Annotated in this window: 14 protein-coding genes; 7 read left to right on the forward strand and 7 right to left on the reverse strand. The window is 39.3% G+C overall.

Translation table 11 applies throughout. The annotated features are described in order from the left end of the window. Positions 1–39 precede the first annotated feature (39 nt). Both L5B90_RS03685 and L5B90_RS03690 read left to right on the forward strand, forming a co-directional pair. Positions 40–285 carry a hypothetical protein gene (locus L5B90_RS03685; protein WP_250364251.1) on the forward strand — a complete coding sequence of 82 codons (246 nt, stop codon included), beginning with the start codon at positions 40–42 and terminating at the stop codon, positions 283–285. 93 nt (positions 286–378) lie between these two features. Beyond that, the gene (locus L5B90_RS03690) at positions 379–1,467 is read left to right on the forward strand and encodes an ROK family protein (protein WP_265762180.1); all 1,089 of its coding nucleotides are present in this window, start codon (positions 379–381) and stop codon (positions 1,465–1,467) included. 53 nt (positions 1,468–1,520) lie between these two features. Here the strand turns inward: L5B90_RS03690 and L5B90_RS03695 are convergent, their stop codons facing one another. The 3 genes from L5B90_RS03695 to efp form a co-directional block, all read right to left on the reverse strand. After that, a complete protein-coding gene (locus tag L5B90_RS03695) occupies positions 1,521–2,888 on the reverse strand; it encodes a surface lipoprotein assembly modifier (protein WP_265762181.1) in 1,368 nt (455 codons plus the stop codon). 60 nt (positions 2,889–2,948) lie between these two features. Further along, positions 2,949–3,677, reverse strand: coding sequence for a hypothetical protein (locus L5B90_RS03700; protein WP_265762182.1), 729 nt, complete (start codon positions 3,675–3,677; stop codon positions 2,949–2,951). A gap of 296 nt (positions 3,678–3,973) precedes the next feature. Further along, positions 3,974–4,540, reverse strand: a complete 567-nt coding sequence (gene efp / locus L5B90_RS03705) for an elongation factor P (RefSeq protein ID WP_103854617.1) — start codon at positions 4,538–4,540, stop codon at positions 3,974–3,976. 34 nt (positions 4,541–4,574) lie between these two features. Between efp and epmB the strand changes: the two genes are divergently transcribed. Continuing rightward, positions 4,575–5,588 carry an EF-P beta-lysylation protein EpmB gene (gene epmB, locus L5B90_RS03710; RefSeq protein ID WP_250364247.1) on the forward strand — a complete coding sequence of 338 codons (1,014 nt, stop codon included), beginning with the start codon at positions 4,575–4,577 and terminating at the stop codon, positions 5,586–5,588. Positions 5,589–5,682: 94 nt separating this feature from the next. Next, positions 5,683–6,882: a LysM-like peptidoglycan-binding domain-containing protein gene (locus tag L5B90_RS03715; RefSeq protein ID WP_265762183.1), complete on the forward strand. Its 1,200-nt coding sequence runs from the start codon at positions 5,683–5,685 to the stop codon at positions 6,880–6,882. Positions 6,883–6,969: 87 nt separating this feature from the next. Here the strand turns inward: L5B90_RS03715 and rdgC are convergent, their stop codons facing one another. Beyond that, a complete protein-coding gene (rdgC, locus tag L5B90_RS03720; RefSeq protein WP_265762184.1) occupies positions 6,970–7,875 on the reverse strand; it encodes a recombination-associated protein RdgC in 906 nt (301 codons plus the stop codon). 70 nt (positions 7,876–7,945) lie between these two features. On the opposite strand from rdgC, the gene proC reads away from it, so the two are divergent. Genes proC through xerD form a run of 3 tightly spaced genes read left to right on the forward strand, consistent with a single transcriptional unit; the run spans position 7,946 to position 10,826 of the window. Further along, positions 7,946–8,761, forward strand: a complete 816-nt coding sequence (proC, locus tag L5B90_RS03725) for a pyrroline-5-carboxylate reductase (RefSeq protein ID WP_265762185.1) — start codon at positions 7,946–7,948, stop codon at positions 8,759–8,761. Then, positions 8,761–9,924 carry a 3-phenylpropionate MFS transporter gene (locus L5B90_RS03730; RefSeq protein ID WP_265762186.1) on the forward strand — a complete coding sequence of 388 codons (1,164 nt, stop codon included), beginning with the start codon at positions 8,761–8,763 and terminating at the stop codon, positions 9,922–9,924. Before proC ends, L5B90_RS03730 begins: the two co-directional genes overlap by 1 nt. Before the next feature lie 8 nt (positions 9,925–9,932). Next, positions 9,933–10,826: a site-specific tyrosine recombinase XerD gene (gene xerD / locus L5B90_RS03735; RefSeq protein WP_250364243.1), complete on the forward strand. Its 894-nt coding sequence runs from the start codon at positions 9,933–9,935 to the stop codon at positions 10,824–10,826. 53 nt (positions 10,827–10,879) lie between these two features. On the opposite strand, the gene L5B90_RS03740 is transcribed toward xerD, so the two are convergent. The 3 genes from L5B90_RS03740 to queC are packed head-to-tail and all read right to left on the reverse strand — an operon-like array spanning position 10,880 to position 12,604. Continuing rightward, positions 10,880–11,506 carry a 7-carboxy-7-deazaguanine synthase QueE gene (locus tag L5B90_RS03740; RefSeq protein ID WP_265762187.1) on the reverse strand — a complete coding sequence of 209 codons (627 nt, stop codon included), beginning with the start codon at positions 11,504–11,506 and terminating at the stop codon, positions 10,880–10,882. After that, positions 11,506–11,928 carry a 6-carboxytetrahydropterin synthase QueD gene (queD, locus tag L5B90_RS03745; protein WP_250364241.1) on the reverse strand — a complete coding sequence of 141 codons (423 nt, stop codon included), beginning with the start codon at positions 11,926–11,928 and terminating at the stop codon, positions 11,506–11,508. The genes L5B90_RS03740 and queD overlap by 1 nt, the downstream gene beginning before the upstream one ends. Next, positions 11,921–12,604 carry a 7-cyano-7-deazaguanine synthase QueC gene (queC, locus tag L5B90_RS03750; protein WP_250364240.1) on the reverse strand — a complete coding sequence of 228 codons (684 nt, stop codon included), beginning with the start codon at positions 12,602–12,604 and terminating at the stop codon, positions 11,921–11,923. The genes queD and queC overlap by 8 nt, the downstream gene beginning before the upstream one ends. Positions 12,605–12,606: the final 2 nt, after the last annotated feature.

Raw genomic sequence — 12,606 nt, forward strand, 5'->3', positions numbered from 1 at the left:
TTCTACCTTAACTCATTTTTTTCTCTCTTTTTTTGATTATTGTTCCAACAAAATCAAGTTAATGGCAAAGTTGCCTTTGAAAAATGGGTCGCGCCAAGTGGCGAAGCCTTTATGAAAGTAGAATACGTTTATCAAACCATTGACCAATTACGTAATGGCACGAAACTCACTTTGACTAATCCACCAAATCGTATTACCTTACAGCTAGAAGATTGCCCAACCAATGCGCAAGGTTTATGTAAAATGGCTGATTTTTATCAAGCCGTTGAAAATGCATTAAAATAATACCGCACTTTTATCTGTGTAAATTAAGGTAAAATTGACTGAGAAGCCTCTCTGATCGCCAAAGTGAGGCTTTTATTTCATAAAGACAGAAAAATGAAAAAAGATAATTCCGTATTCAATTTAAAATCTAGCGAAAAATTGTTATTACGCCTTATTCGCCAATATGCCCCTTCACGCAAGGAACTCAGTACATTATCAGGCTTAACCGCAGGGGCAGTAACACAATATTGTCGCAAACTCTTGTTTCTTGGCTTAATCAAAGAAACGGAAAAAATGGTAAAAAAACGGGGAACGCCTTCTTTTCATTTAACCTTAAATCCCAATGCCTGCTGCTCTATTGGGGTTACCTTTTCTGATCACGCATTTCAGCTGGCGATTGTGGATTTTGTTGGTAATAAAATTGCGAATGAACGCTATGCATATGACAATATCGTACAATTTGATGAATTATGCCAAAAAATTCATAGTGCTGTTACGCAATTGCTTGAAAAGAAATTTTTGTCTGAAGCCAAAATCCTTGGTATTGGTTTCTCCCTTTCTGGCTATCTCTTGGAAGACAAATCAATTTCCTCCCCTTGGTTTCCTTTATTACAAAATATTCCTAATTTAGCCGCAGTATTGAGCGAAAAATTGGGCTACCCTTGTTATATTGAAAACAACATCAACACCGTAGCCTTAGGTGAATATTATTCAGGTTTATGGAATGATATTGACGATATGGTGGTTATCAGCCTTGATTTTGGTATTGGTGCAGGCATTATTTCACAAGGTAAACTGATCCGTGGTGGGTTTGGTAACGCGGGAGAAATCGGCTTATTATTCCCCTATAACTCGCCTAGACCAAGTTGGAAAGATCTCACCGAAAAACTTGGCGAAGATAATCATCAAACAAACTTATTAGACAACACAGCGGTAAAAACTTGGCTAGCACATAGCCAGCCCCAAGTGCTGTCTCTCATTCTCTCCGCCATTGCGTGGCTTGACCCCAAAGTCATCGCCCTAACCGGAATGTTGCCTCAAACCTTAATCAACCAACTGATTGATTACGTTAAAAATGCAGAACAACTACAAAATATCAACCGTACCTCAGCACAACTGAGCGCATCAAAGATAAAATTTGAAGATATTTCCATTGGTGCCGCTATTGTACCAATTTATCATTTCTTGCAAGATGATGAATAAATACGAAAGTGCGGTGCAAAAATCAGAAAAATTTGCACCGCACTTTAAGTTATCTAAAAACCTTTCTCGAAAAAAATATTAATATTTTTTTCAGAATAACTATAAAGAGTGGGTAAATTACTTTGCTGTTTTACCCAAGAAAATTGAATTTTGGGAATAAATCCGAGTAATTTCAAATCTCTTTTCCATAGCAAAAGATTTAAACTGTAGATATGATCTTTTCTTATTTTATTTAGTGGTAATATTCTTGCAAAAATCATTTTATCTTTATAGCGCCGATAAGAATAAGAAAAATTTATTTGGGAAGAAATAGATTTTTTCCAGTTTTCTAACCAATCAAATCTAATTGCTTTTGTATCATTGTCATAATAACGAAGCTGTGTTTTCTCTTTTCTAAAACTTAAACCTAATGAAAGTAATCGAGTCTTTTGGGGTAACCAAGAGAAAGAAATCGCCAAGAATTTATTATGTCCATCTAAATAATTAGCATCTTGCACATAATCATTCTTGCTATACTCTAATTCAGTTCTGATTTGAGCTGTATTTGTCAGCCAATTCTCCCAGCTTATATTTGCTCCAATGGTTCTTTGATATCTTTTATTACCAACCCAACGCAATTCATAAAAAGGAAATACCTGCCATTGCGCTACCATTTCTTTATACTTATACCCTAAAGAAAGTCGATTAATTGCATCATTGTATTCTTTTCTATCCCAGTAATACTTATAAAAAAATTGATCTTTAAATGCCAAATAATGATGCTTAACGATATTCTTATCTTGACTTAAATACCCATTCATCCCTATTCCGTGTGCAGATTGTGGTAACATTTTCTCTTTCTTGATTAATCTCGTATTTTCAATATTACTAGCTGAAGAAACCTTATTTATATTCTTAGTTCTTAAATAATAAAAATTAAAATCGCTATGCAGGCTTTCTTTCTCTGTAATATTAGTAAGATAACTATCAATAATCTTAGTAAGCGTAGAGTTAGCTCCGTGCTTTAACAATTTAAATTGTTGTTTTGCAAGATTTAATTGCTGATCCCAAAACAATAAAATAGCTAACTCTAATCGAATCGATATGGAATTAGGATATTTTTCTAAAAGCGCATATAAAATATTAATTGCTTCACTATTATTTTTCCGCTCTTTTGCTAAGATAAATTGTGAAAATTGAACAATAGCGGGATCTTTTTCTTTAAATTGTTGATAAATAGGTAAAAACTGCTGAATTAACGCACTATTTCTTTGTCGAATAGCAAGCTGCAATGCTTGACGAGTCAGCAATTCACTTTGTTTAAATTTATCAAAATAATTTTCTTGATTATTCCATTCTTGCTTTAAATTCAATGCAGGAGTATTTTCTGCTTGTACTATACTGCAATAAAAGACAAAAGGAATTAATATTAGTTTTTTCATTTTGGGGAAGGTTATAAAAAATACTCGCTTATTAATAAAGCGAGCATTTTTTCTTATTTATTACTGTTTTTTACCAACAAAAGCACCTTGTAATTCTTGACCGTTACTCAGCTCACCAGCAACTGCACCAACAACCTCCTCTTGATGCGGTCCAGCAACAAAGCCGTAGAACCCACCATCTTGTACATCATTTCCTTTTACCGATCCTGTAACACTACCAAAAAGACTAAAGTTACGAGAATCCTCTGGATTTAAACGACCATTCATATAACCATATATACCAGCTAGAGATAATGCCCCATTATTATCATCTAATCTAATTGAGCCAGTAACCGCTTCATTTTCAATATCCAAGCTCAATGTTCCAGGTAAAAATTGATTTTGTTGTGTTGGATCTTCAATAGTTGCTTTACCTGTATAACTCGCATGCAATGTATCTGGTAATGTTTCTGGCATTTCTCTGGCTGAGAAAACAACACGCATATCTTTTTCCGAATCAGATCCCATATTATGATAGCCATATACCGTATAATTTTGTTTCTCAGAATTATTAGCCGTCATCAAAATGTCATACACTTTTTTATAAGTTTTTTGGCTATCATCTGTTGCTTGTACAATTTTATGGCGAGCATCGTCGAAATGCCCCTCACCATCAGCGCTCTTACGAACATCTCCGATTGCATAATAAGAATTGCTAGCATTAGCACTGTCACCACTTCCGCCACCACTACTACAAGCTGTTATTGCTAAAGCACTTAAAATAGATAAAGTTATCAATTTAATATTCATTGAATTTCTCCTATAAATTAAAGCCCGATTCAGTTTCTTTGTTTTTACTAATCATCAATAAAAACTTCCCTATTCTAAAAAAAAAAAACGATTTGCAAGGAAAATCTTTAAAAATATCAAAATTTTTTACTCATTGATTTACTGATAAAAACAAAGAAAATATTTGACTGTTTTTCAATTAAAAAAATGAGAACCGCAAAATAGGAAAAAACATTTAGCTAAAATAACAATATATCGCTATAAAAAAATCCGCACTGAAAAGCACGGATTTTTATGTTTGATTTACGTCTGAAAAATTATTTCACACGCGAAACATATTCGCCTGAACGGGTATCTACTTTGATGACTTCGCCTGTTTGTACGAATAATGGAACACGCACTACTGCACCGGTGCTTAATGTCGCTGGTTTACCGCCTGTACCTGCTGTATCACCTTTTAAGCCCGGATCTGTTTCTACAATTTCTAATTCAACGAAGTTTGGTGGGGTAACAGAAATTGGCGCACCGTTCCATAAAGTAACGATACAATCTGCTTGATCTAATAACCATTTTTCTGCATCGCCGACTGCTTTTGCATCGGCAGAATATTGTTCAAATGTTTCTGGGTGCATAAAATACCAGAACGCATCATCTTTGTAAGAATAGGTTAAGTTAAGATCCATCACATCTGCGGCTTCTACGGAAGTACCCGATTTAAAGTTGACATCTAACACTTTACCTGAAATTAATTTACGAATACGAGTGCGAGTAAATGCCTGACCTTTACCCGGTTTTACAAATTCATTTTCAACAATAACGCAAGGTTCACCATCTTGCATAAATTTTAGACCTGGTTTGAAGTCAGTGGTAGTATATGTAGCCATATTATCCTCAAATAAAAAGAGATTGTTTTTAAAAGTGCGTATTTTAACCCGAAATATCCCCATTAGAGAAGTAGAAAATTGGGCTGATCATCTCGCCAATGCCATTTCAGATCCAAAAATCTTGTTGGAACAATTAAACCTTCCTCTTTCTCTTTTTGAAAAAGATTTTGCCGCACGCAAGCTGTTTCCTTTGCGTGTTCCTTTGCCTTTTGTAGCGCGAATGGAAAAAGGTAACCCAAACGATCCGCTCTTTTTACAGGCGATGACTTCCCATTTAGAATTTGTGCAGGCAGAAGGATTTAGCAAAGATCCATTAGATGAACAGCATACACCCGCGCCCAATATTTTGCATAAATACCATAATCGTTTGTTATTTATGGTAAAAAATAGCTGTGCAATTAATTGTCGCTATTGTTTTCGCCGCCACTTTCCTTATGCTGAAAACAAGGGAGATAAAAAAAATTGGCAAAAAGCCCTAGATTATATTGCGCAACATTCAGAAATTGATGAGGTGATTTTTTCAGGTGGCGATCCACTTATGGCGAAAGATCACGAGCTAGAGTGGCTCATAAAACAATTAGAAAAAATTCCACACTTACAACGTTTACGTATTCACAGTCGCTTGCCGGTGGTTATTCCACAGCGGATTACCACCACACTTTGTGCGTTGCTGGCACAATCTCGCTTACAAACGGTGCTGGTTACCCACATCAATCACCCCAATGAAATTGATGAAAATTTAGCACAAGCAATGGCGAAGCTGAAAAAATCCGGTATCACTTTGCTTAACCAAGCGGTCATACTGAAAAAGATTAATGACAACGCCCACACTCTTAAAACCTTAGGTGAGCAACTTTTTCGCATTGGTATTTTGCCTTATTACTTACATTTGTTTGATAAAGTGGAAGGGGCAAGCCATTTTTATCTTGATGATGAAAGTGCGGTAAAAATTTACAAAGAATTACAAACACTCACGTCAGGCTATTTAGTGCCTAAATTAGCACGCGAAATTGCCAATGAACCAAATAAAACATTATATTCCGCGTAATTCGGCATAGAACAATGACAAAATATCCTTTAAAATAAGCGAAATTTACACCGCACTTACGCTAAGTGCTTTTAATTAATATTAAGGAATCACTGTGACTGAACAACATAAACCTCAAAATACCACAGATAACACGGCTCAAAATGAATTAAATTTAGAATTTAATCAAATGGAGCCTATCACGCCGAAAAAACACATTACTCACGAACCCTCTTTACTTGATAAAGCCAAAGCGCTGATGGAAGGGTTAGGAAAAAAAGAACAAGCAACTGAACAGGCTGAACCCGTGATTGCAGAAACAACCACGGGCAACGAGCAGAATAATGTTGAAGAAAGCCTTGCAGAAGAAAACACCCAAACACAAAATGAACCAGCTCCTATTAGCAAAATAAACAAACCCGAACGTTGGGCAATTTTAGGCTTTATTCCAGCAAAATACCGCCGTATTTTTATTGTTTTATTACTTGCGGTGATCATTTTATTGATTATCTCTTGGCTAAAACCAAGTGCGGATACCGTAAATGCTTTTGAACAGCCATCAAACAGCATTCCAACCCAGTTCCAATCACTTAATCAAGAACAACCTTTGGAAAATAATGTGTTGGATAACTTAAACCAAGGGCAACAACCGGCACAGCAAGCAGATACACAAAACACACAAAACAACAATGAGAATGCCCAAACAGCAACAACCGCAAGTGCAGAAAATAATGTAGATAATGCGCAAAGCAATCCAGCTACAAGCCCTGAACCTGTTGCGCAACCAAGCGCTCAAACAGAGCAACCTGTGCCAGCGGTGAAACCACAACCAACCTCCGTTGAGCCAAAACCAGTGGTAGATACAGCAAAAACCGTAAGCAAACCTGCTGCACAAACCACACCAAAAGCACAGCCTAAACCGGTGGCAAAAGCAACAACACAAACAACCAATACCAGTAAGCCAAAAGCGGAAAACAAAGCACAAACCGTGAAAAAAGTGGAAGCGAAAGTGGAGAAAAAAGTGCCTGTGGTTGAAGCAAAACCAGCGACAAGCAAAACAACTGGTACGAGCAAAACCCTGACCATTCCACAAGGTGTATCACTTATGCAGGTATTCCGTGATAACAACCTGAATATTTCAGATGTGAATGCGATGACAAAAGCAAATGGCGCTGGCAATGCCTTAAGCAGCTTTAAACCTGGTGATAAAGTACAGATTTCAGTCAATTCACAAGGGCGTGTGGAACAACTTCGCTTAGCAAATGGCAGCACCTTTATTCGTCAGGCTAATGGCACTTATCAGTATAAAAAATAAACCGTAAAAAAATAAACTGTTGAAAGAAACAAAAATGGCGGAATTTAATTTCCCGCCATTTTTTATTTCTGACAAAAACGACAAAAATTACAACCGCACTTTCTCTCCGCCGAAATCGTCCAATAAATTGGATGTTAATTTAGCAAGAATCCCTGTCATCAACACAAAATCAGCATCAAAGCGTTGCGCCACATCTTCTTTCAAAATATCGTCATTTTTTTCCCGCACTTCATCGGCAAACTTCAAGCGTTTTAAGGTGCCGTCTTCATTTAATACAAAGGTGAGATGCGCTTCCCATTCCAAAGCCAATTTAGTGATGGTTTTGCCAGATTGCAATAGCGACAGAATTTCTTCAGCATCTAAGGCTTGCTGTTTGCAACGGATCACGGCGTTATCTTCACTGCCGCGTAATTCGGCATCTTCCAATGCAATCAACCAATCTGGCGTGGCATCATTGCTCACCCAATGGCTCATTACTAAACTTGGATCATTGACAAAAGCCAGCGGCACAACAGGCAGAGAGCCTAAGGATTTACGCAATAGCGCAAGGGCGTCCTCAGCACGCTTACTTGAAGCTGCATCAACATAAACGAGTTGATTTTCACTATCCACCCAAATTGCCGTTTGCTGATATTTACTAAAGGCACGCGGTAGCAACATTGCCACCACATCGTCTTTCAGCGCTTGCTTTTCCACTTTCTTCAATTTGCGATTTTCTTTTTGCTCTAAATCAGCAATCCGCTGATCTAATTCGCGTTTTACAACGTGAGCAGGCAGGATCTTTTCTTCTTTGCGAGCCATTAATAAAATCTGTTTGCCCACCGAAAAGTGTAACAATTCACTGGTTTTCAACGGTGAAACCCAACCAAATTTCTGCATATCCCCTTGACCACAAGGGTGAAACTCACATTGCGCAAGCTGTGCTTGCAACTGCTCAGCTGACCAATCTAATTCTTTAGTTAAACGATAGGTCATAACGTTCTTAAACCACATAGGCATTCCTTCTTTATTCGGGTAAAATGTGCCAACGAAAAACCTATTGTAACTGATCTTAAACAAAACTATGCAACAGAAATTAATTACTTTCATCGGTGGCGGAAATATGGCGCAAGCCATTGTGTTTGGTTTATTGAAACAGGGGTATCCTGCGCAAAAAATTACCGTTAGCGATCCGAATGCGGATAAATTGGCGTTGTTTGCTGAGCGTCAAGTGAATATTTCGCAAGATAATGTGCAAGCGGTACAAAATGCTGAAGTGGTGGTGTTAGCTGTGAAACCACAAGCTCTTGTAGAAGTATGCCAACCTTTAAGTGCGGTGGATTTTTCTGAAAAATTAGTGATCTCCATTGCTGCGGCAATTTCTGTGCAAAAACTGACCGCACTTTTGCCTAGCGCGCGCCATATTATCCGCGTAATGCCGAATACGCCAGCCTTGGTATCGGAAGGAATGGCAGGTTTATTTGCGGAACACAATGTGCCAGCCGATCTCAAAGCCTTCGCACAAGATTTAATGAGTGCCGTAGGGCAAGTTTGCTGGGTTGATCAAGAAGATGAAATGCACTTGATTACCGCAGGTTCTGGCAGCAGCCCTGCGTATTTTTTCTTATTTATGGAAGCGATGGAAAACGCACTGAAAGCGCTCAATTTAGATGCACAAACCGCACGAATTCTGGTGCAACAATCCGCCCTAGGGGCAGCCAAAATGGTGCAACAACAGCCTGATGTGGCCATTTCTACCTTGCGTGAAAATGTAACATCGAAAGGCGGCACAACGGCGGCAGCGCTAAATGTTTTTCAGCAACAACAATTATCCCAAACTGTACAGCAAGCCATTGAAGCCTGCGTGCAACGTTCACAAGAAATGGAAAAATTATTTTGATGAAAATCAGCCCTTTTAATTGGTTAGCCTTGAGCTTTTTCGGCTATTACTGCGCCTATGGCGTGTTTGTGCCATTTTTTCCTGCGTGGTTGAAATCGCAATCTTACAACGAAGAAATTATCGGCTTTATTATCGCCAGTTCTTATGTTTTCCGCTTTTTAGGTGGAATCGGCTTTTCCGCAATGATCAAAAAAGCAGGGCATTTACTCAATGCCTTGCGCTATCTCGCTTGGGCAAGTTGTGGCGTAATGCTCTATATGAGCTTTGTGGCGGAAAGCTTCCCCTTGCTTTGCCTTGGCATCGCCTTATTTGCCATGATTAATGCGGCGGGAATGCCGTTAAGCGACACCCTTGCGACCACTTGGCAACAGCAAATTAATTTGGATTATGGCAAAGCGCGATTGATTGGTTCCGCCGCGTTTGTGGTGGGCGTTACCCTGTTTGGCAATGTTATTGGCTTTATTGGTGAAAATTATACGGTGTGGATTTTAACCGCATTGTTAGCCCTTTATGCCATAATGCAAATGACCACGCCAAAGATTTTGCCACAAGATACGCAGACAAGTGCGGTGGAAAATTCCGTTGGATTTTTGCAGTTATTAAAAAATAAATGTACGTTACGTTTAATTATTGCCATTTCTCTTATTCAAGGGTCGCACGCCGCTTATTATGCTTATAGCGTGCTGTATTGGCAAAGCATCGGCATTTCTGTGCAGACAACCAGTTTACTGTGGGGATTAAGCGTGGTGGCGGAAATTTTGCTCTTTTTCTTTTCCACCAAATTATTCCGTTGCTGGAAAGTGAGCAGTTTATTTTATGTGGCTGCGATAGCCTGTGTGGTGCGTTGGGGTGTGTTAGGCAGTGCGACAAGCCTTTGGTTAATTGCCTTAGTGCAATTATTGCATAGCTTAACTTATGCCCTTGGTCATTACGCAATGGTGCGTTACATCACCACGCAACCACAAAATACGATGGCTAAATTACAAGGGCTTTATAATGGTATTTCAGGTTCGGCGGTGATTGCCTTGCTCACCGCGTTGGCTGGCGTGTTATACCCGATTTCGCCACAAATGGCCTTTACTTCAATGATGATTTTTGCCTTACTTGCCCTACCCATTATTCCACGTAAAGTGGAAGCCTTTTTAGTGCGAAGAGTAGAATAGGATTCGTAATGAAAGACAGTGCATTAATCGATCTTTTTCTTAACGAACAATGGCTAGAGAAAGGACTTTCAGAGAATACCATTCAATCCTACCGCTTAGATCTCAGTGCGGTAGCAAATTGGCTGGAAAAACAAAATCTCACCTTTGAAAGCTTAGACGCCATTGATTTACAAGGTTTTCTTGGAGAGCGATTGGAGGCGGGTTACAAAGCCACAAGCACCGCAAGATTATTGAGTGCATTGCGAAAATTCTTTCAATATTTATATCGAGAAAAATACCGTGCGGACGATCCAAGTGTCCTCTTAACTTCACCAAAATTACCGAGCCGATTACCCAAATACTTAACGGAACAACAGGTTACGGATTTACTTAACACCCCTTGTGTGGAAGTCCCCTTAGAATTACGCGATAAAGCGATGTTAGAATTGCTTTATGCCACAGGCTTACGGGTTACCGAGCTGGTTTCACTGACCCTTGATAACATCAGCGTACAACAAGGCGTTGTGCGTGTTATTGGTAAAGGTAACAAGGAACGCATTGTCCCCATCGGCGAAGAAGCAACCTATTGGGTAAAACAATTTATCCTTTATGGCAGAATGGCATTACTTGATGGATTACGCTCAGATGTGTTATTCCCCAGCCGCCGTGGTACACAAATGACAAGGCAAACGTTCTGGCATCGCATTAAACATTATGCGATTTTAGCGAATATCGACAGCGAAGCCCTCTCCCCACACGTCTTACGCCACGCTTTCGCCACCCACTTAGTGAATCACGGTGCCGATCTGCGTGTCGTACAAATACTATTAGGCCACAGCGATCTCTCCACAACACAAATCTACACCCACGTTGCCAAAGAACGTTTAAAACACTTACACGAAAGATATCACCCAAGGGGATAAAATTTGTAAAAAACCACCGCACTTTCTAAAGTGCGGTGGTTTTTTCTTAGATTTTATTCAATCCCAATCAGCTTATGTGTTTGAAGACTTAATTGCCATTTTGGTTTATTCGGGCGTTGGTTTAGTAAGCCTAATTGGGTAATCGTGTGGAGCAAATTCATTTCGCCATTGGTTTCGCAAGGTGAAAGGTAATAATGCTCTGCCTCAATTTGCTTTTCAATTAATGCACAAAATTCCTGTACATCTGCATCTGCCACAATGCGAACTTCATTGGCTTGAGCAATACAGCGTTGGCGGTATTTCTCAACATAAGCACGCTTAGGGCTGGTGGCGATATAATCAATTTGTGCGGGAACCGGTTTTAATCCATTGGTTTCAATGGCAAGAAAATAACCGTCCGCCTTAAGCTGTTCAAGCAGTAAGCTAAGTTGCGGTTGAATCGTCGGCTCTCCTCCTGTGATAATAATATTTTTCGCAGAAAACGACCGCACTTTCGCTAAGATTTGCTGTAACGACCACGGCTCAAAATCATTGTAGGGCGTATCGCACCAAGGACAAGCTAAATTACACTTTCCAAAGCGGATAAAAATACAAGGCATTCCTGTATTCGCCCCTTCTCCTTGCAAACTCTGGAAAATTTCTACAATGGGATAGCTTGGATTAGAGATCAATTCCACCATTACTCTTCCCGATATTCACAAAATGAAGTGGGCGTTTCCCACAAACGAATGGCACTAATCGGCAAGTGTTCGCTCAAGCGTTGAAAAATAAAGCGAGCCATTTCTTCTGCGGTGGTTCGGGTTGGCATAGCAAAGGTTTTGGAATTAAGATCTTGTAACAATCGTGCAATTTTGCTTTCTCGTTCGCTCGTTTCATCATAAATAAAGGCGTGATCCATTGGGCTAAGAATCTGTTCTTTTACGATCTGTTTTAGATCAGAAAAATCCATCACCATTCCTTTTTTTGCGCCGCTGGCGTGTAGCTCCCCCTGCACCTCTACTTGCAATTTATAAGTATGCCCGTGCAGATTTTGACATTTGCCATCGTGTCCATCTAACAAATGTGCCATATCAAAACTGAATTCTTTAGAAACTTTAAACATTTTGCCCCGCACTTTTTTGTTGTAAATATTCGCTTAAGCCTTTATTGCGCAATACACAGCTCGGGCATTCGCCACAACCACCTTCCACGCCCATATAACAGGTGTGAGTATGGTTGCGAATATAATCCAATGCACCTAGGCTATCTGCCAATGCCCAAGTTTGTGCTTTGGTAAGATACATCAACGGTGTGCGAAGATTAAAATGGTAATCCATCGCTAAGTTAAGCGTTACATTCATCGACTTGATAAATACATCACGGCAATCAGGATAACCACTGAAATCGGTTTCACACACGCCCGTGATAATGTCAGAAATGCCTTGTCCTTTTGCATAAATGGCGGTGTAAAGCAGAAATAATGCGTTGCGTCCATCTACAAAGGTGTTGGGCAGTTGATCTTTTTCTTGCTTGATTTCTGCGTCTTTGTTCATTAATGCATTTGTTGTGATCGCTTTAATCACGGAGGTATCAATGAAGGTTTGTTTTACACCAAGATCTTGTGCGATCCATTTCGCCTTTTCTAACTCTATGGCGTGGCGTTGTCCGTAGTGGAAAGTGACGGTTTCCACATTTTCAACACCATAATCCGCAATAGCTTGAATTAAACAGGTGGTGGAATCTTGCCCACCAGAAAAGATAACAACCGCTTTACGGTTGTGATTTTTGAATGTTGTCATAA

The sequence above is a fragment of the Avibacterium sp. 20-129 genome (assembly GCF_026226845.1).
In the GTDB taxonomy this organism is placed as follows: domain Bacteria; phylum Pseudomonadota; class Gammaproteobacteria; order Enterobacterales; family Pasteurellaceae; genus Avibacterium.

Bases quoted from the DNA above. Each gene is read 5' to 3' on its own strand.
- L5B90_RS03695 (WP_265762181.1), bottom strand. From the start codon at position 2,888: ATGAAAAAACTAATATTAATTCCTTTTGTCTTTTATTGCAGTATAGTA.
- L5B90_RS03700 (WP_265762182.1), bottom strand. From the start codon at position 3,677: ATGAATATTAAATTGATAACTTTATCTATTTTAAGTGCTTTAGCAATA.
- L5B90_RS03730 (WP_265762186.1), top strand. From the start codon at position 8,761: ATGAAAATCAGCCCTTTTAATTGGTTAGCCTTGAGCTTTTTCGGCTAT.
- L5B90_RS03740 (WP_265762187.1), bottom strand. From the start codon at position 11,506: ATGGTGGAATTGATCTCTAATCCAAGCTATCCCATTGTAGAAATTTTC.
- xerD (WP_250364243.1), top strand. From the start codon at position 9,933: ATGAAAGACAGTGCATTAATCGATCTTTTTCTTAACGAACAATGGCTA.
- queC (WP_250364240.1), bottom strand. From the start codon at position 12,604: ATGACAACATTCAAAAATCACAACCGTAAAGCGGTTGTTATCTTTTCT.
- L5B90_RS03690 (WP_265762180.1), top strand. From the start codon at position 379: ATGAAAAAAGATAATTCCGTATTCAATTTAAAATCTAGCGAAAAATTG.
- proC (WP_265762185.1), top strand. From the start codon at position 7,946: ATGCAACAGAAATTAATTACTTTCATCGGTGGCGGAAATATGGCGCAA.
- queD (WP_250364241.1), bottom strand. From the start codon at position 11,928: ATGTTTAAAGTTTCTAAAGAATTCAGTTTTGATATGGCACATTTGTTA.
- efp (WP_103854617.1), bottom strand. From the start codon at position 4,540: ATGGCTACATATACTACCACTGACTTCAAACCAGGTCTAAAATTTATG.
- rdgC (WP_265762184.1), bottom strand. From the start codon at position 7,875: ATGTGGTTTAAGAACGTTATGACCTATCGTTTAACTAAAGAATTAGAT.